Here is a 16,898-nt window from a genome sequence, read left to right on the forward strand (position 1 = left end):
GCCGCTAAAGCTTCACATATCTTTCTCGTGAGTCCCCGCTCCGCGATGTCGCCCCCTGAACCGCAAGCCTCGGGCCGGACCCTGTCCGTGGTCCTGCGCGAAATCTGCGATTGGCCGGACGAACACATCACGGTGGGCGAGATCGTCGACCTGTTCGGCCGCCGGGCCTTCGGGGCGCTGCTGTTCGCCTTCGCCATCCCCAACCTTCTGCCCCTGCCGCCGGGTTCGACCACCATTCTCGGCCTGCCGCTGCTGTTGCTGTCGCCGCAGGTGTTGATCGGGGTCAATGCGCCCTGGCTGCCGCGGAAGCTGGATGACCGACGGCTGCGACGGTCGGATCTGCGCAAGGGCCTGCCGCGGGTGATCAAGGGGGTGGAGGGCATCGAGAAGGTCTCCCGCGCGCGCTGGGGCTTCGTGTTCGGGGCGGTGGGCGACCGGATGATCGGCCTGGTCTGCACGGTGCTGGCCTTCGCCCTGATCCTGCCCATTCCGCTGGGCAACCTTGTGCCCGCCATCGCCGTTGCTCTCCTGGGGCTCGGCCTCTTCCAGAGGGACGGCGCGCTCGTCCTCGTCGGCCATGCGGTGGCCGCTGTCGGCCTGGGCCTGATCGGTCTCGGAGGCAGCGCCTTCCTCATGGCGCTTTGGCGGCTTTGGGAGTCGGCAGGCCTTTAAGAATAACCTCCGCGAAAGAAGCGCGGACCCGCTTGACACCCACAAAACAGGAGCGTTCGCTATGGCCATGCAAGTCCAGATCTCCGGCAAGCATGTCGACGTTGGCGTGGCCCTGCGTGAGCGGGTCACCGACGAAATCACCGGGGCCATCGGCAAGTATTTCGACCGGGGCGGAGACGCCGAGGTCGTGGTCAGCCGCGAAGGCCACTCCTTCAAAGTCGATTGTTCGGTGCACTTGGCCAGCGGCCAGCACCTCGAAAGTCAGGGCCTCGGCTCCGACGCCCACGGGGCCTTCGACGCCGCCCTGGGCAAGATCGAAACCCGCATCCGACGATACAAGCGGCGCCTGAAGAGCCACTCGGTCGCGGCCAACGCCAAACAGGCCGAGACGGCCGCCTTCTACGTCCTGCGGGCGCCGGCGGACGACGAGAATATCGACGAGGATTTCCATGATTGGACCGGCGACGGAGAGGCGCCGGGCGCCATGGTCATCGCCGAAACCGAGCGGCCTTTGCGCACGATGACCGTTTCCATGGCGGTTCTTGAGCTCGACCTGACCGAATCGCAGACAATCGTGTTCCGCAACGCGGCTCACGATGGGATATCGGTGGTCTATAGACGCCCCGACGGCAACATCGGCTGGATCGATCCGGAGCGGCTGAAAGGCCTCAACGGGTCAAAAAAGAACGGCGTTTCCTGACGGAACCAGAAAGCCTGCAACGGGTTTCCGGTTCCGAACCGGGGAGCCGGGGCCCCTGGCCGTAGCGTAACTTTCTGGGCGTCTGAGCGTATGAGCATCGAAGATCTGCTGGACCCGGCCGCGACCGTGGCTCGCGTCTCGGCGTCCAATCGCCGACAAGCTCTGGCCATCGCGGCCGATACGGCGGCCCGCGTCTTCGGCGTCGACGCCGCGGTCGCCCTTCAGGGCCTGCTCGAACGGGAAGCCGCCGGCACGACCGGCGTCGGTCATGGCGTCGCCCTGCCGCACGCGCGGCTGGAAGGCGTCGACCGGGTTCGCGCGGTGTTCCTGCGGCTGGAACAGCCGGTGGATTTCGAGGCGATCGACGGCAAGCCGGTCGACCTGATGATCGCCCTGTTCGCCCCGCCGGAGGCCACGTCCGAGCATCTGCGCGCCCTGGCCCGCGTCTCCCGCCTGATGCGCCAGCCCGCCCTGCGCGAGCACCTGCGCGAGGCCGAGGGCGTCGACGCCGTCTACGCCCTGCTGGCGCACAACCTGCGCACAGCCGCCTAGAGCGAACACCCGCTTATCCCCGCGAAGGCGGGGACCCAGGTGTTTTGTCATCGAACGCAAGAGGCCGCCGGAATTACTTCCGACGGCCTCATTCACGGCTCCACGCTTTTCAGAAAAAAGCCTAGGTCCCCGCCTTCGCGGGGATGAGCGGGGCATTTTATCTAATGCACCGACACCGGCGCCAGCTCATGCGCCAGGGCGGCGGCCATCGCCGCCTCGCGGTCGGTCAGCACGGCCAGCCGCTCGCCGTCGGCGCGGTGGACGGCATAGAGCGTCTGGTTGGGATCGAGGGTGAAGCCCTCGGTCGCGGCGATGGGCGTCGAGGCGAGAATCTCGGCCGCCTTGATCGGGCGCACATAGACCAGGTCGGGCGCGCCCAAGGCCGCGAAGGCCTCGCGGCTGAAGATCGAAGTGTTCAGTTCAGGCGTCATGACGACCACCTCCTTGAAAAAGCAACGCGCGGGGGCGCCGCCGGTTCAGCCGACGCCAGGGCGGTGCGGGTAAATGGGTCTCAGTCCGTCGAAACGATCGGAACCCGCTTCACGCGGCCTTCCGGCTCCGGCCGGGTCAGATCGATGTGCAACAGTCCGTGCTCGAGCCGGGCGACCTCCACCTCCATGCCGTCGGCCAGGACGAAGCTGCGCACGAAGCCCCGCGCGGCGATGCCGCGATGCAGGTATTCGCGCTCGGCCTCGCTTTCGGGCGCCGTTCGGCGTCCGGCGATGGTCAGCTGTCGGTCCTCAACGGTCACCTCCAGCTGGTCGGGCGAGAAGCCGGCCACCGCCAGGGTGATGCGGACGCCGCGTTCGCCGCGCGCCTCGACATTATAAGGGGGATAGCTTTCGCCGGCGGCCTTCGCCGCCCGTTCGATCAGGGCCCGGGTGTGGTCGAAGCCCAGCAGGAACGGACTGTCGAAAAGCAGGGCGCGTGTGGTCATGGGCAGAGTCCTCCTCGAGCGACTCCCGCCGCGCGGCCCTGAAGCGGCGCCGCCTGGCGGTCTCCAAGATGTGGATATTGGCCGCCTCCCTCGCAAGGGTGGGCTGCGAAGCCTTGTCGCAGAGGAAATCCCGCCGACTTCGCATATGCAGCACGCTCACTATTTCACACGGGCGTTGGGGCGTCCCGGGGCTGGGAGGCGCTCCATGCGCAACGGGTTGCGGTCGCCCCTGGTGGCGGAGTGGGCTTCGGCGTCGGCCGTGGTGGTGGTCGGCGCCCTGGTCGGCGACCATGCCCGCGACGGGATGAACTCGGTGCAATGGGCCGGCGCCGCCGCCGCCATGCTCGGCGCCATCGGCTGGGCCGTCATGGTCCGCGTCTGGAAGGGCGAGGCGGCCGAATAGGCCATGCCGCCTGAATCTCGGCTGCTGTTGGGCGCCGGGGCGGTCAGCCCGCCATGGATGTCCGCGGCTGCCGGGACGCCGCCAGGCTATACATACTTTGTAACTTTATAGCAAATATAAGATATATTTCACTTTCGAGCGCCCAATGCGCGCGCTATTTGTGTGCAAACGCGCCTAAAAAACGCGCGTTCGGAGTGCAGCTGAGCCGTGAGCGTTCGGTTCGACTTCGTTGCGGCAGTATTCGTCATCAGCCTTGAACCGTTGGCCCGCGATCTCCTCCCCGGTCGCGATCCCGGAGCCATCGTCTTCGAGGGAATACAAAAAATGACTGTTCCAAAGTCACGCGCCTGGTTCGCCGGCGCCGCGCTCGCAATCGTCGGACTCGCAACGCCCGCGGCCGCCCTGGCCGAACCCATGACCACGCCCGCCATGAGCTGGCCGCTGGCCGCCAATCCGGAGCCGACGACGTACGACGCCGGCCCGCTGGGCAATGTCTATGTCACCGGCGCGGTCAGCGCCGTCGGCTACCTGCAGGACAACGCTGTCGGAAGCGATGTCGACGCCCGGGCCGACATTTCGAACGCCCAGGTCTTCGTGCAGACCACCGAGGGGCCGGTGCAGTTCTTCGCCCAGTTCGGCGGCTACTCGTTCGGCACCGTCGGCGTGCCCTACACCAAGGCCAGCGACAACACCAAGAACACCTTCGGCCTGATGCCGCAGGCCTTCGTGAAGTTCGTGCCGAGCGACAATTTCAGCATCATGGTCGGCAAGCTGCCGACGCTGATCGGCGTCGAGACCAGCTTCACCTTCCAGAACGCCAACATCAGCCGCGGCCAGCTGTGGAACCAGGAAAACCTCGTCAATCGCGGGGTGCAGGTGAACTGGGCGTCCGGTCCGCTGAGCATCTCGGCGGCGCTGAACGACGGCTTCTATTCGGACAAGTACAGCTGGGGCTCGGCCCTGGTGTCCTACGCCGTCAACGACAACAACGTCGTCGCCTTCGCCGGCGGCGCCAATTTCGACGACGAGGTCGACGTGGCCACCTCGGCCACGCCGCTGCTGCAGAACAACTCCGAGATCTACAACCTGATCTGGACCCACACCAACGGTCCGCTGACCGTCCTGCCGTACTTCCAGTACACCAAGGTGCCGGCCATGCCGTCGCTGGGCGTGACGGAAGAGGCCACGACCACGGGCTACGCGGTGATCGGCAAGTACAGCTTCAGCGACACCTTCTCGCTGGCCGGTCGGTTCGAGCACATTTCGACCGACGGCGGCTCCACGACCAACCTGCTTTACGGCCCGCAGAGCAAGGCGACCACCTTCACCCTGACCCCGACCTTCCAGAAGGGGACCTTCTTCGTTCGGGGCGAGCTTGCCTACATCAAGATCGACGACTTCGCGGCCGGCTCCGGCCTCGGCCCGAACGGGACCGACAAGTCGCAGACCCGCGCCCTGATCGAAACCGGGATCCTGTTCTAGAGCAGGCGCCCCCTGCGCGCCGGGGTGGTGCCCGGCGCGTCGCTAAACCCGCCCTGGTCCCCTGGCCAGGGCGGGCCAGCGCTTTCTAGAGCGCGCCAGGGTTAAGTGTGCGCGGTTAACCCGCCCGGGCGCGCTCTAAACATTAGAAAGTAGAGCCTTTTCCAACGGGCCAGATGAGTCCATCTGGCCCTAAAAGGCTCTAGCGCCCACCCTGGCCGGAGGTCAGCCGCGTCATCAGCACCTCGCGGCGGATGACGAAACCCAGGCTCTCGTAGAGCGCGATGGCGCCGGTGTTGCTGGCGTAGGCGTGCAGGAACGGCGTCTCGCCCCGGTCGAGGATGCGCCGGGCCACCTGCCGCATCAGCGCGCCCGCGTAGCCGCGCCCGCGGTGGTCGGGATGGGTGCAGACCCCGCTGACCTCGGTGAAGCCATCCGGCTTCATCCGCTCGCCGGCCATGGCCACCAGCCGTCCTCCGACCGTCACCCCGAAGAAATCGCCGAGCTGGTGCGTGCGCTCGAAGAACGGTCCCGGCGCCGTCAGGGTCGCCAGGGCCAGCATCTCCGGTCCGTCGTCGTCGGTCAGCGGCCGCATCTGAAAGCCCGGCGCCGGCGCCGCCGTCAGCCGCGCGGCGGTCATCTGCACCCCGAGGTCCTGCGAGACGACGCTTACGCCCGGTCCCTCCGGCGGCGGTGCCGGTTGCAGGAAGGCGACATCGCCATGGGCTGAAAGCACGGCCGCGAGGTCGGCGACCGTCCCGGGCGATGCGTCCGCCGTCGCCGCGAACACGCCATACGCCGGATCGAATCGTCGCGCGCCGCCGCGAACGATGGCCAGATGCGCCTGCCGTCCGGTGAGGGCGGACCAGACCGCGTGGTCGAGGGGGTGCGTGTCGGGCATGTGCGCTCATAGCGCAGCGCGCCTGCCCAGGCCCGAAAAAGAAGAAGCCCCGCCGGCGTTACCGGCGGGGCTTCATGGTGGAGCTAAGCGGAGTCGAACCGCTGACCTCTTGAATGCCATTCAAGCGCTCTACCAGCTGAGCTATAGCCCCAGATCGCATCTCCCTGGGGGCTGGTCCCCGAGGAGGCGCGGAACCTAGTTCGGGAGCGTTTCCCGATCAAGCGTCCGCGCTGCGATTTTTTGACCCTTTTTAGTTGTCGTCCTCGCCTTCGCCCGGAAGGCCCTCGATATCGTCGCCATCGAAGTCGTCTTCGTCCTCTTCCTCGAGGAACGGAACGTCTTCCGCGTCGTCTTCGACCTCTTCCTCGGCGAAGTCGACGCCCAGGTCGTCGCCGCCGGAGGGCGCGGGGGCGGCGTCGTCGCCGTCTTCGTCGGTCTCGACGACATCGGGCTCGGCTTCGGCGTCGATCTCCGGCGTATCGTCGGCCTCGTCCTCGAAGCCGTCGGCGTCGGGATCGGCGGCCTTGACCGGCTTTTCAGCCTCGTCTTCGTAATCCGGGGCGGCCGAGCGGGCGCGCACGCGGCGCGTCTTCAGGGCTTCTTCCGGATCGAAGCTCTCGCCGCACTTCGGGCAGACGGCGGGACGACGGCCGAGGTCGTAAAACTTGGCCGAGCAGGTGGGGCAGATTTGTTTGGAGCCCAGTTCGGGGTTCGCCAAGGCATAGGCCCTTTTCGAAAAGCGGCGGCTCCCTTGCCACGCGATGGGGCCGCTGTCAAAAGCAAAACCCCGCGAGGCCGGCCGTCAGCCGCCCGTGGTTTTCGCCCAGCTTTCGGAGCCTCTCGTGACCGCACCCTCGACCGCGCCCGGAGCCACCCTGAACGCCAGGCGCGCCGGCCCCCTCAAAGGCGTCGTGCGCGCGCCCGGCGACAAGTCGATTTCCCACCGCGCGATGATCCTCGGCGCCCTGGCCGGCGGCACCACCACGGTCGAAGGCCTGCTGGAGGGCGACGACGTGCGGCGCACGGCCGCGGCCATGGCCGCCTTCGGCGCGCGGGTGGAGCGCGAGAGCGAGGGCCGCTGGCGCATCGAGGGCTTCGGCGGCTTCGCCGAGCCGACCGACGTGGTCGATTGCGGCAACGCCGGCACCGGCGTGCGCCTGATCATGGGCGCGGCGGCGGGCTTCCCGCTGTGCGCCACCTTCACCGGCGACAGTTCCCTGCGCGGTCGGCCGATGGGCCGGGTGCTCGAACCCCTCGCCCGCATGGGCGCCACCTGGCTGGGGCGCGACAGGGGCCGTCTGCCGCTGACGCTGAAGGGCGGGGGCCTGCGCGGCTTCACCTATCGCCTGCCGATGGCATCGGCCCAGGTGAAGTCGGCCGTGCTGCTGGCCGGCCTGCACGCCGAGGGCGGGGTCGAGGTGATCGAGCCCGAACGCTCGCGCGACCATACCGAACTGATGCTGACCGCCTTCGGCGCCAGGCTGGAGTTCGCGGACGTCGCCGGCGCCAATGGGGTCATGGGCCGATCCATCCGCCTGCCGGCCGGCCAAAAGCTGACCGGCACGCACGTGCCGGTGCCGGGCGATCCGTCGTCCGCCGCCTTCCCGATCGTCGCCGGCCTGGTCGTCCCGGGCTCGGAGGTCACGGTCGAGGGCGTGCTGCTCAACGCCCTCCGCACCGGCCTGTTCGACACCCTCGTCGAGATGGGCGCGGACCTTGCCATAGAGAATGAGCGCATCGCCGGCGGCGAGCGGGTGGGCGACATCGTGGTCCGGCATTCGGCGCTCAAGGGCGTGGTGGTGCCGCCGGAGCGCGCGCCGTCGATGATCGACGAATATCCGATCCTGGCCGTGGCCGCCGCCTTCGCCGAGGGCGAGACGGTGATGCGCGGCATCGGCGAGATGCGCGTGAAGGAAAGCGACCGTATCGCCCTGATGGCCGCCGGCCTGCAGGCCTGCGGCGTCGAGGTCGAGGAGGAGCCGGAAGGCTTCACGGTGCGCGGCGCCGGCAAGGCGCCGAAGGGCGGGGCGACGGTGACCACCCACGGCGATCACCGCATCGCCATGAGCCACCTGGTGCTGGGTCTCGCGTCCGACGCGCCGGTGACCGTCGATGAGCCGGGGATGATCGCCACCAGCTTCCCGGGCTTCGTGGATCTGATGGGCCGCCTGGGCGGCGATATCTCGGAGAACTGACCATGGGCTTCGTGATCGCCGTCGACGGCCCCGCCGCCTCGGGCAAGGGCACGGTCGCCAGCCGCCTGGCCGCCCACTACGGCTACCCCTATCTCGACACCGGCCTGCTCTACCGCGCCGTCGGCTGGCGCCTGCAGACCGACCGGGGCGACCTTGAAGACGCCGCGGCGGCGGAGGTCATCGCCCGCGCGCTCGACGTTTCGGAGCTGGAGAGGCCGGAAGTGCGCACCCGCGCCGCGGGCGAGGCGGCCAGCCGCGTGGCGGTGCATCCGGGGGTGCGCGCCGCCCTGCTGGACCTGCAACGCAGCTTCGCCGCCCAGGAGCCGGGCAGCGTGCTCGACGGCCGCGACATCGGCACGGTGATCGCGCCGGACGCCCAGGCCAAGCTGTTCGTCACCGCCCGCCCGGAGGTGCGCGCCGAGCGTCGGTGGAAGCAGTTGCGCGGCCAGGGCGAGAACATCGCCTTCGAGGATGTGCTCGCCGACATCCGCATTCGCGACGAGCGCGACAGCGGCCGGGCCTCCGCGCCCTTGGTGCAGGCCGCCGACGCGGTCTTGCTCGACACCAGTCATTTGACTATAGAAGCCGCCTTCGATGCGGCCCGCCGTATCGTCGAGGCGGCGCGCGCCAACTAGGGTCTTGAGGCCCGAAGGCAATCCAACCGCGCCATTCCCTCGTCCCCGCGGGTCACAAATCCTTTCACATCCTGCGACGCACGGACTCCATCCCGGATTCCGCGTCCCACAACCGAGACTGAACAATACGCATGGCTGATGACATGAGCCTCAACCCCTCGCGCGACGACTTCTCCGCGCTCCTCGACGAAGCCTTTGGCGGCCGCGATTTCGCCGAAGGTTCGGTCGTCCACGGCAAGATCGTGGCGATCGAAAAGGACTTCGCCATCGTCGACGTCGGTCTGAAGACCGAAGGCCGCGTGGCCCTGAAGGAATTCGGCGTCGGTGAAGACGGCAAGCCGACCGTGAAGGCCGGCGACACGGTCGAAGTCTTCCTCGAGCGCGTCGAGAACGCCCTGGGCGAAGCGGTGATCAGCCGCGAAAAGGCCAAGCGCGAAGAAGCCTGGACCCGCCTGGAAGGCGTGTTCGCGCTGAACGAGCCGGTTATGGGCGCCATCGTCGGCCGCGTGAAGGGCGGCTTCACCGTCGATCTCGGCGGCGCCTCGGCCTTCCTGCCGGGTTCGCAGGTCGACATCCGCCCGGTGCGCGACGTCGGCCCGCTGATGGGCAAGGAACAGCCCTTCGCCATCCTCAAGATGGACCGTCCGCGCGGCAACATTGTCGTGTCGCGTCGCGCCATCCTGGAAGAAGCCCGCGCCGAACAGCGCACCGAGCTGGTCAGCCAGCTGCAGGAAGGCGAAGTCCGCGAAGGCGTGGTCAAGAACATCACCGACTACGGCGCGTTCGTGGACCTGGGCGGCATCGACGGCCTGCTGCACGTCACCGACATGAGCTGGAAGCGCGTCAACCACCCGTCGCAGGTGCTGGCCGTGGGCGACACGGTGAAGGTGCAGATCGTCAAGATCAACCCGGACACCCAGCGCATCAGCCTCGGCATGAAGCAGCTGCAGTCCGATCCGTGGGATGGCGTCGAAGCCAAGTACCCGGTCGGCGCGCGCTTCACCGGCCGCATCACCAACATCACCGACTACGGCGCCTTCGTGGAGCTGGAAGCCGGCGTTGAAGGCCTAGTGCACGTGTCGGAAATGTCGTGGACCAAGAAGAACGTCCACCCCGGCAAGATCGTGTCGACCTCGCAGGAAGTCGATGTGGTGGTGCTGGACGTCGACGCCTCGAAGCGCCGCGTCAGCCTCGGCCTGAAGCAGGCCCAGAACAACCCCTGGGAAGCGTTCCTGGAAGCCCACCCGGTCGGCTCGACCGTCGAAGGCGAAGTCAAGAACGCCACCGAGTTCGGCCTGTTCATCGGCCTCGACAACGACATCGACGGCATGGTCCACCTTTCGGACCTCGACTGGACCATGTCGGGTGAAGAAGCCATCGCCCGCTACAAGAAGGGCGACATGGTCAAGGCTAAGGTTCTCGACGTCGACGTCGAGAAGGAGCGCATCAGCCTCGGCGTGAAGCAGCTCGGCGGCGACCCGATGACCGGCGACACCTATCGCAAGGGTCAGACGGTGACCGTGACGGTGACCGAAATCACCTCGGGCGGCATCGAGGTGAAGTTCGGCGAGGACGACGCGCCGATGACCGCCTTCATCCGCAAGTCGGATCTGTCGCGCGACCGCCAGGAGCAGCGCCCCGAGCGCTTCGCCGTCGGCGACCGCCTCGACGCCCAGGTGACCAACATCGACAAGGCCGCCCGTCGCGTGTCGCTGTCGGTCAAGTCGCTGGAAATGGCTGAAGAGAAGGAAGCCATCGAGCAGTTCGGGTCGTCCGACTCGGGCGCCTCGCTCGGCGACATTCTCGGCGCCGCGCTGCGCGAGAAGGCCTCGAAGGACTAAGAAGCGGGCGCCAGCTCGGCTTTCTGAGTTAACGGCGGATCGGGAAACCGGTCCGCCGTTTCCTTTTGCGGCTTAGCCTATTGAAGTCTCCGTTCGGCGAAGGCATAGGGTCCAGCGCCTGGATTGTCGTTTCAGGGCGGGGGGTTAGGATGATCAAGTCTGAACTGATCGCGCGATTGGCGTCGGAAAACCCGCACCTGACCCAGAAGGATGTCGAGCGGGTGATCGCCGTCATCCTCGACCGGATGATCGTCGCCCTCGAGGACGGCGGCCGCGTCGAACTGCGCGGCTTCGGCGCCTTCTCCCTGCGGTCCCGCCCGGCCCGCACCGGTCGCAACCCGCGCACCGGCGAGGCGGTCGACGTCGCCGCCAAGCACGTGCCGTTCTTCAAGAGCGGCAAGGAACTGCGCGCCCGGCTCAACGCCGACAGCGAATAACCTCCGGACTTTCCACAATCGGCATGTCGCTCTAGGCTCCGCTCAGGCAAGGGGAGCTGTCCATGAGCGTCGTCAAAGAGTTTCGCGAGTTCATCGCGCGCGGCAACGTCATCGATCTCGCCGTCGGCGTGATCATCGGCGCGGCCTTCAACAAGATCGTCGGCAGTTTCGTCGACCAGGTGATCATGCCGCCGATCGGCCTGGCCACCGGCGGCATCGACTTCTCCAGGCTCGAATGGGTGCTGAAGCCCGCCGTCGCGGCGACGGCCGCGGCCGAGGCGGTCGAGAAGGTCTCGATCCAGTACGGCGCCTTCATCAACACCATCATCCAGTTCCTGATCACCGCCTTCGCGGTCTTCCTGCTGGTGAAGCTGGTCAACGCCGCCCGTCGCAATCAGGAGGAGGCGCCCGCCGAGGCCGCCCCGCCGACGCCGACCGAGAGCCTGCTGGTCGAAATCCGCGACCTGCTGAAGGCCCCGGCCCCCGCGCCGGTCGCGGCCGTCGCCGCCCCCGCTCCGAAGGTCGCCGCCGCGAAACCGGCCGCCGCCAAGCCGGCCGCGAAGCCCGCGGCCAAGGCCTCCGCCAAGAAGCCGGCGCCGAAGGCGAAGTAACCCGGGGTTCCATGGCGTCAGTAAAGATCTGCGGACTGTCGACGGCCGAGACCGTCGCGGCCGCGGCCGATGGGGGCGCGGCCTTCCTCGGGTTCAACTTCTATCCACGCAGTCCTCGGGCGGTGACGCCCGAGGCCGCCGCGCGCCTGGCCGAGCCGGTGCGCGGTCGGGGAATCAAGCTCGTCGCCATCGTCGTCGATCCCGACGACGCCCTGATCGAGGCCATCGCCGCCCACCTGAAGCCCGATCTCGTCCAGTTCCACGGCCACGAGACCCCGGCGCGGGTGCGCGAGGCCTCCGCCCGCGCCAAGGCCGAAGCGATCAAGGCGATCGCCGTCTCCGAGGCCGTCGATTTCGAAGCGGCCGCGGCTTTCGAGCCGGTGACCCAGCATCTGCTGTTCGACGCCCGCCCGCCGAAGGACGCGGCCTTGCCGGGCGGCGTGGGCGCCAAGTTCGACTGGTCGCTGCTGGCCGGCCGGCGCTACGCCCGCCCGCATTTCCTGGCCGGCGGCCTCGATCCGTGGAACGTGCGCGAGGCGGTCGCCGCCTCGGGCGCGCCCCTGGTGGACGTTTCCTCTGGCGTCGAACGCGGTCCGGGCCTAAAGGACCCCGCCTTGATCGCGGCCTTTCTCGACGCCGCCAGACGCGCCTGATTTCCAATCCGCCAAGCCCGTTAGAAGCGTGACCGCCCAGCCCAACGCCTATTCCGCCTATCCTGACGCCAACGGCCGTTTCGGCGAGTTCGGCGGGCGCTATGTGCCCGAGACCCTGATGCCGCTGGTGCTGGAGCTCGACCGCGCCTACGCCGAGGCCAAGGCCGACCCCGCGTTCCAGGCCGAGCTGCGCGGCTACCTGACCCATTACGTCGGCCGGCCGAGCCCGCTCTATTTCGCCGAACGCCTGACCCAGCACTTCGGCGGGGCGAAGATCTATCTGAAGCGCGAGGAGCTGAATCACACCGGCGCGCACAAGATCAACAACTGCATGGGCCAGATGCTGCTGGCCCGGCGCATGGGCAAGACGCGGATCATCGCCGAGACCGGCGCCGGTCAGCACGGCGTCGCCTCGGCCACCGTCACCGCCCGCTTCGGCGCGCCCTGCGTGGTCTACATGGGCGCGGTCGACGTCGAGCGTCAGAAGCCCAACGTCTTCCGCATGAACCTGCTCGGCGCCGAGGTCCGCCCCGTCACCAGCGGCGCCGCGACCCTCAAGGACGCCATGAACGAAGCCATGCGCGACTGGGTCACCAACGTCGCCGACACCTATTACATGATCGGCACCGCCGCCGGGCCGCACCCCTATCCGGCCATGGTCCGCGACTTCCAGGCGGTGATCGGCACGGAAACCCGCCAGCAGATTCTCGAGCTCGAAGGCCGCCTGCCCGACGCCGTCATGGCCTGCGTCGGCGGCGGTTCGAACGCCATCGGCATGTTCCACCCGTTCCTCGAGGACGCCGAGGTGAAGATCTTCGGCGTCGAGGCCGCGGGCCTCGGGCTCGACACCGTCGACAAGCACGCCGCCAGCCTCACCGGCGGCCGTCCTGGCGTCCTGCACGGCAACAAGACCTATCTGCTGCAGGACGACGACGGCCAGATCCTCGAAGGCCACTCGATCAGCGCCGGCCTCGACTACCCCGGCATCGGGCCGGAGCACGCGTTCCTGCACGACATCGGCCGCGCCAAATACCTCACCTGCACCGACGACGAAGCCCTTGAGGCCTTCGAGCTCTGCTCGCGCCTGGAAGGCATCATCCCGGCCCTGGAAAGCGCCCACGCCCTGGCGAAACTGGGCGAGGTCGCCAAGGAGATCGGCAAGGACGGCGTCATCGCGCTGTGCCTCTCCGGCCGCGGCGACAAGGATATATTTACCGTAGCCGATCACCTCGGTCGTAAGCTGTAGCGGACCGAAATCGTGAAAGACCGCATCGACCGCCGCTTCGCCGCCTGCAAGGCCGAAGACCGCGCCGCCTTCGTCGCCTACGTCATGGCCGGCGACCCGGACCTGGCGACCTCGCTTGAGATCCTCAAGGGCCTGCCGGCCGCCGGCGCCGACGTCATCGAACTCGGCCTGCCCTTCTCCGATCCCATGGCCGAGGGCCCGACCATCCAGCTGGCGGCGCGCCGCGCCCTGGACGGCGGCATGCGCACCAAGGGCGTGCTGGAACTGGTCCGCGAATTCCGCAAGGCCGACCAGGACACCCCGATCGTCCTGATGGGCTACCTCAATCCGGTGTTCAACTTCGGCTACGAGGCCTTCGGCAAGGCCGCGGCCGAGGCCGGCGTCGATGGCCTGATCATGGTCGATTGCCCGCCGGAAGAGGCCGATCCGCTGGCCGACGCCCTCGACGCGGCCGGCGTCTCGCTGATCCGCCTGGCCACGCCGACCACCGACGAGGCGCGCATGCCTGTGGTGGTTCGCCGCACCTCCGGGTTCATCTACTATGTGTCCGTCGCCGGGGTGACGGGGGTAAAGGAAGCCGACGAAGCGGCGGTCGCGCCCTATGTCACGCGCCTGCGCGCGGCGTCGGGCCTGCCGGTGGCGGTCGGCTTCGGCATCAGGACGCCCGAGCGGGCGGCGGCGGTGGCCCGGGTGGCCGACGCTGTCGTGGTCGGGTCGGCCCTGGTGGAAGTTGTCGGGTCGGCAAACGAAAACGTGACCTCGGACGTTCTTTCCAAGGTGGAAACCTTGGCTAAGGCTGTGCGTGCAGCGCGAGTCCCGTAGCGGAAAGGCTATGACGATGGCGATGGCGGAAAACGACGGCCGGAAACCGACCCGGAATGCGGCGGGCGCGCGGGAGCGCGGCGGCTGGTTCTCGAAGATCGCGCCCGGCGTGCGCAACCTCGTCAAGCGCGAGGCCCCAGAAAACCTCTGGGTGAAGTGCCCCGACACGGGCGAGATGATCTTCCGTTCGGACCTGGAGGCGGCCCAGTGGGTCACCCCGTCCGGCCGGCACATGCGCATCGGGCCGAAGCTGCGCTTCGCCTTCACCTTCGACGGCGGCGAGTTCGAACAGCTGCCCGCGCCCAAGGTGTTCGAAGACCCCCTGAAGTTCTCCGACGGCAAGCCCTACAAGGACCGCATCGCCGCGGCCCGCAAGGCCACCGGCGAGACCGACGCCATGGCCATCGCCGTCGGCCGGATCGGCGGCCTCGACACGGTGGTCCTCGTGCAGGACTTCGCCTTCATGGGCGGCTCGCTGGGCATGGCCGCCGGCGAGGGCTTCATCGCCGCCGCCGAAGCCGCCGTGGCCCGCAAGGCCCCGCTGGTGATCTTCACCGCCGCCGGCGGCGCCCGAATGCAGGAAGGCGCCCTGTCGCTGATGCAGATGGCCCGCACGACCATCGCCATCCAAAGCCTGAAGACGGCCGGCCTGCCCTACATCGTGGTGCTCACCGACCCGACGACGGGCGGGGTCACCGCCTCCTACGCCATGCTCGGCGACATCCACCTGGCCGAACCCAACGCCCTGATCGGCTTCGCCGGCCCGCGCGTGATCGAGCAGACCATCCGCGAAACCCTGCCGCCGGGCTTCCAGCGTTCGGAATATCTGGTCGAGAAGGGCATGGTCGACCGCGTGGTCACCCGCCACGAACTGCCGGCCGTCCTCGGCTCGATCCTCAAGACCCTGACCATGGGACGGCAGCGGAAGGCGGCCTAAGCCCGCTTTTTCCATGAGCGACCACCTGAGACCGCACGACGCGGCGCTGGAGCGCCTGCGCGCCCTGCATCCCAAGCGCATCGACCTCTCCCTCGGCCGCATGCGCCGCCTCGCGGCCGCGCTCGGCCATCCGGAGCGGCGCCTGCCGCCGACGATCCATGTCGCCGGCACCAACGGCAAGGGCTCGACGGTCGCCTATCTGCGGGCCATCGCCGAGGCGGCGGGCCTGAAGGTCCACGTCTTCACCTCGCCGCACCTCGTCCGCTTCGCCGAACGCATCCGCCTGGCCGGCAAGCTGATCGCCGAGGATCACCTCGCCGAAATCCTCGCGCGGGTTGAAGCGGCCAACGCCGGGGAGCCGATCACCTTCTTCGAGGTGACCACCGCCGCCGCCTTCGTCGCCTTCGCCGAGACGCCGGCCGACCTGCTGCTGCTCGAAGTCGGTCTCGGCGGAGTGCTGGACGCCACCAACATCATCGAGGCTCCGGCGGTCAGCGTCATCGCCCCGGTCGATGTCGACCACCGCGAGTTTCTCGGCGACAGCCTGGAGGCCATCGCCGGCGAGAAGGCGGGCATCCTCAAGCGCGGCGTCCCCGCCGTGGTCGCCCGCCAGCCGCCCGAGGCGGAGGCGGTGATCGCCGCCCGCGCCGCCGCGCTCGGCGCGCCCCTGGCCGCCATGGGCCAGGACTTCGACGCCTGGATCGAGCGTGGCCGCCTCGTCGTCTCCCTGGGTAAGGCGTTTGGCGAGCGCCTGCTCGACCTGCCGCCGCCCGCCTTGCTCGGCGAGCATCAGGCAGCCAACGCCGGCCTGGCGGTCGCGGCGGCGGTGCGGCTCGGCGATGTCCGTATCGACGAGACCGCCATCGCCGAGGGCATGGTCTCGGCGATCTGGCCGGCAAGATTTCAGCGGCTCACCGCCGGTCCCCTGTTCGACATGGCCAAGGCGGTGGGCGCCACCCTGTGGCTCGACGGCGGCCACAATCCCCACGCCGCGGCGGCGGTCGCCCGCACCCTGGAAGGCATCGCCGGCCCCAAGGCCCTGGTCGTCGGTCTGCTGGGCAATAAGGATGCGGCGGGCGTCTTCGCGGCCTTCGCCGATCTCGCCCCGCCGGTGTTCGCCGTCGGCTTCGAGGCCGAGGCGGCGGCCGCGCCCGAAACCATCGCCGAGGCGGCGCGCGCGGCCGGTCTCCAGGCCGAGGCCTGCAAGGATGTGTCGGACGGGCTCGCCCAGGCCCTGCGGGCCGCGCCCGGCGGGCATGTGCTGATCTGCGGCTCGCTCTACCTGGCTGGCGAGGTGCTGGCGATGAGCCCCGAGACCTGGCCGCAATGAAAAACCCCCCGCCGAGGGCGAGGGGTTCAACATTGTGCGTGCTTCGACTGCGCTACGCGCGCTCAGCATGACGTGGGTTATTGTCGCCTGCTGACTTCGTCATCCTGAGCAGGCCGCACGAGCGGCCGTGTCGAAGCTTGTCCTGAGCGACGCCACAGGCGGCGTCGAAGGGGACGCAAAGCCTTAGGCCGTCGCAACCTGCACGCCGGCTTCGCTCAGCCATTCGAGGATCTTGGCCTTGGGCATGGCGCCCACCTTCATCGAGGCCATCTGGCCGCCGCGGAACAGCATCATGGTCGGGATGCCGCGCACGCCGTAGCGCGACGGGGTGGTCGGGCTGTCCTCGATATTGACCTTGGCCACCGTCAGATGGTCGGCCAGTTCCTCGGAGATCTGGTCGAGCGCCGGGGCGATCTGCTTGCAGGGGCCGCACCACTCGGCCCAGAAATCCACCAGGACCGCGCCGTCGGCCTGCAGCACGTCTTTCTCGAACGACTCGTCGGTGACCTTCAAGGTGCTCATGTTTGACTCCTATTGCGTCCGCCGA

Annotated in this window: 19 protein-coding genes, 1 tRNA gene and 1 pseudogene; 15 read left to right on the plus strand and 6 right to left on the minus strand. The window is 68.5% G+C overall.

Translation table 11 applies throughout. The annotated features are described in order from the left end of the window. Positions 1 to 45: 45 nt before the first annotated feature. The 3 genes from ACFLIT_RS08140 (at position 46) to ACFLIT_RS08150 (ending at position 1,924) form a co-directional block, all read left to right on the plus strand. Positions 46 to 672: an exopolysaccharide biosynthesis protein gene (locus ACFLIT_RS08140; protein ID WP_479910709.1), complete on the plus strand. Its 627-nt coding sequence runs from the start codon at positions 46 to 48 to the stop codon at positions 670 to 672. A 67-nt stretch (positions 673 to 739) separates the two neighbouring features. After that, positions 740 to 1,372 carry a ribosome hibernation-promoting factor, HPF/YfiA family gene (gene hpf, locus ACFLIT_RS08145; RefSeq protein WP_479910764.1) on the plus strand — a complete coding sequence of 211 codons (633 nt, stop codon included), beginning with the start codon at positions 740 to 742 and terminating at the stop codon, positions 1,370 to 1,372. A 90-nt stretch (positions 1,373 to 1,462) separates the two neighbouring features. Further along, positions 1,463 to 1,924 (plus strand): PTS sugar transporter subunit IIA, encoded by a 462-nt coding sequence (locus tag ACFLIT_RS08150; RefSeq protein ID WP_479910710.1) that lies wholly within the window; start codon positions 1,463 to 1,465, stop codon positions 1,922 to 1,924. 161 nt (positions 1,925 to 2,085) lie between these two features. Here ACFLIT_RS08150 and ACFLIT_RS08155 read toward each other — a convergent pair whose 3' ends face one another. Together ACFLIT_RS08155 and ACFLIT_RS08160 are read right to left on the minus strand one after the other, a co-directional pair. Next, the gene (locus ACFLIT_RS08155; RefSeq protein WP_479910711.1) at positions 2,086 to 2,355 is read right to left on the minus strand and encodes a DUF1150 family protein; all 270 of its coding nucleotides are present in this window, start codon (positions 2,353 to 2,355) and stop codon (positions 2,086 to 2,088) included. A gap of 80 nt (positions 2,356 to 2,435) precedes the next feature. Next, the gene (locus tag ACFLIT_RS08160) at positions 2,436 to 2,861 is read right to left on the minus strand and encodes an Hsp20 family protein (RefSeq protein WP_479910712.1); all 426 of its coding nucleotides are present in this window, start codon (positions 2,859 to 2,861) and stop codon (positions 2,436 to 2,438) included. Between the two features lie 205 nt (positions 2,862 to 3,066). Here ACFLIT_RS08160 and ACFLIT_RS08165 point away from each other — a divergent pair, with 205 nt between their 5' ends. Both ACFLIT_RS08165 and ACFLIT_RS08170 read left to right on the plus strand, forming a co-directional pair. Beyond that, positions 3,067 to 3,264, plus strand: coding sequence for a hypothetical protein (locus ACFLIT_RS08165; protein ID WP_479910713.1), 198 nt, complete (start codon positions 3,067 to 3,069; stop codon positions 3,262 to 3,264). Positions 3,265 to 3,588: 324 nt separating this feature from the next. After that, the gene (locus ACFLIT_RS08170) at positions 3,589 to 4,746 is read left to right on the plus strand and encodes an outer membrane beta-barrel protein (RefSeq protein ID WP_479910714.1); all 1,158 of its coding nucleotides are present in this window, start codon (positions 3,589 to 3,591) and stop codon (positions 4,744 to 4,746) included. A 199-nt stretch (positions 4,747 to 4,945) separates the two neighbouring features. Here the strand turns inward: ACFLIT_RS08170 and ACFLIT_RS08175 are convergent, their stop codons facing one another. The 3 genes from ACFLIT_RS08175 to ACFLIT_RS08185 all read right to left on the minus strand — a co-directional run bounded on the left by ACFLIT_RS08175 (position 4,946) and on the right by ACFLIT_RS08185 (position 6,362). Continuing rightward, positions 4,946 to 5,644, minus strand: coding sequence for a GNAT family N-acetyltransferase (locus ACFLIT_RS08175; protein WP_479910715.1), 699 nt, complete (start codon positions 5,642 to 5,644; stop codon positions 4,946 to 4,948). A 75-nt stretch (positions 5,645 to 5,719) separates the two neighbouring features. Beyond that, positions 5,720 to 5,795: transfer RNA gene (locus tag ACFLIT_RS08180), tRNA-Ala, on the minus strand. Positions 5,796 to 5,894: 99 nt separating this feature from the next. Continuing rightward, the gene (locus ACFLIT_RS08185) at positions 5,895 to 6,362 is read right to left on the minus strand and encodes a TIGR02300 family protein (protein WP_479910716.1); all 468 of its coding nucleotides are present in this window, start codon (positions 6,360 to 6,362) and stop codon (positions 5,895 to 5,897) included. 157 nt (positions 6,363 to 6,519) lie between these two features. Here ACFLIT_RS08185 and aroA point away from each other — a divergent pair, with 157 nt between their 5' ends. The 10 genes and pseudogenes from aroA (at position 6,520) to ACFLIT_RS08235 (ending at position 16,351) form a co-directional block, all read left to right on the plus strand. Next, positions 6,520 to 7,839, plus strand: coding sequence for a 3-phosphoshikimate 1-carboxyvinyltransferase (gene aroA / locus ACFLIT_RS08190; protein ID WP_479910765.1), 1,320 nt, complete (start codon positions 6,520 to 6,522; stop codon positions 7,837 to 7,839). Positions 7,840 to 7,841: 2 nt separating this feature from the next. Beyond that, the gene (gene cmk / locus ACFLIT_RS08195) at positions 7,842 to 8,474 is read left to right on the plus strand and encodes a (d)CMP kinase (RefSeq protein ID WP_479910717.1); all 633 of its coding nucleotides are present in this window, start codon (positions 7,842 to 7,844) and stop codon (positions 8,472 to 8,474) included. 131 nt (positions 8,475 to 8,605) lie between these two features. Next, complete coding sequence (gene rpsA, locus ACFLIT_RS08200) at positions 8,606 to 10,315, plus strand: 30S ribosomal protein S1 (protein ID WP_479910718.1); 1,710 nt, start codon at positions 8,606 to 8,608, stop codon at positions 10,313 to 10,315. 149 nt (positions 10,316 to 10,464) lie between these two features. Next, on the plus strand, positions 10,465 to 10,752 hold the full coding sequence (locus tag ACFLIT_RS08205) for an integration host factor subunit beta (RefSeq protein ID WP_479910719.1): 288 nt from the start codon (positions 10,465 to 10,467) through the stop codon (positions 10,750 to 10,752). A 62-nt stretch (positions 10,753 to 10,814) separates the two neighbouring features. Next, positions 10,815 to 11,222, plus strand: a pseudogene (gene mscL, locus ACFLIT_RS08210) (large-conductance mechanosensitive channel protein MscL); the annotation flags it as partial. Between the two features lie 152 nt (positions 11,223 to 11,374). Further along, positions 11,375 to 12,016 carry a phosphoribosylanthranilate isomerase gene (locus tag ACFLIT_RS08215; RefSeq protein WP_479910720.1) on the plus strand — a complete coding sequence of 214 codons (642 nt, stop codon included), beginning with the start codon at positions 11,375 to 11,377 and terminating at the stop codon, positions 12,014 to 12,016. Positions 12,017 to 12,044: 28 nt separating this feature from the next. Continuing rightward, the gene (trpB, locus tag ACFLIT_RS08220; protein WP_479910721.1) at positions 12,045 to 13,262 is read left to right on the plus strand and encodes a tryptophan synthase subunit beta; all 1,218 of its coding nucleotides are present in this window, start codon (positions 12,045 to 12,047) and stop codon (positions 13,260 to 13,262) included. 9 nt (positions 13,263 to 13,271) lie between these two features. Further along, positions 13,272 to 14,084, plus strand: coding sequence for a tryptophan synthase subunit alpha (trpA, locus tag ACFLIT_RS08225; protein WP_479910766.1), 813 nt, complete (start codon positions 13,272 to 13,274; stop codon positions 14,082 to 14,084). Between the two features lie 16 nt (positions 14,085 to 14,100). Continuing rightward, the gene (locus ACFLIT_RS08230) at positions 14,101 to 15,021 is read left to right on the plus strand and encodes an acetyl-CoA carboxylase carboxyltransferase subunit beta (RefSeq protein ID WP_479910722.1); all 921 of its coding nucleotides are present in this window, start codon (positions 14,101 to 14,103) and stop codon (positions 15,019 to 15,021) included. Between the two features lie 13 nt (positions 15,022 to 15,034). Beyond that, a complete protein-coding gene (locus ACFLIT_RS08235) occupies positions 15,035 to 16,351 on the plus strand; it encodes a bifunctional folylpolyglutamate synthase/dihydrofolate synthase (protein ID WP_479910723.1) in 1,317 nt (438 codons plus the stop codon). Positions 16,352 to 16,534: 183 nt separating this feature from the next. Here the strand turns inward: ACFLIT_RS08235 and trxA are convergent, their stop codons facing one another. Further along, positions 16,535 to 16,873 (minus strand): thioredoxin TrxA, encoded by a 339-nt coding sequence (gene trxA / locus ACFLIT_RS08240; protein WP_479910724.1) that lies wholly within the window; start codon positions 16,871 to 16,873, stop codon positions 16,535 to 16,537. Positions 16,874 to 16,898: the final 25 nt, after the last annotated feature.

The sequence above is a fragment of the Caulobacter sp. HJHS_5 genome (genome assembly GCF_056683955.1).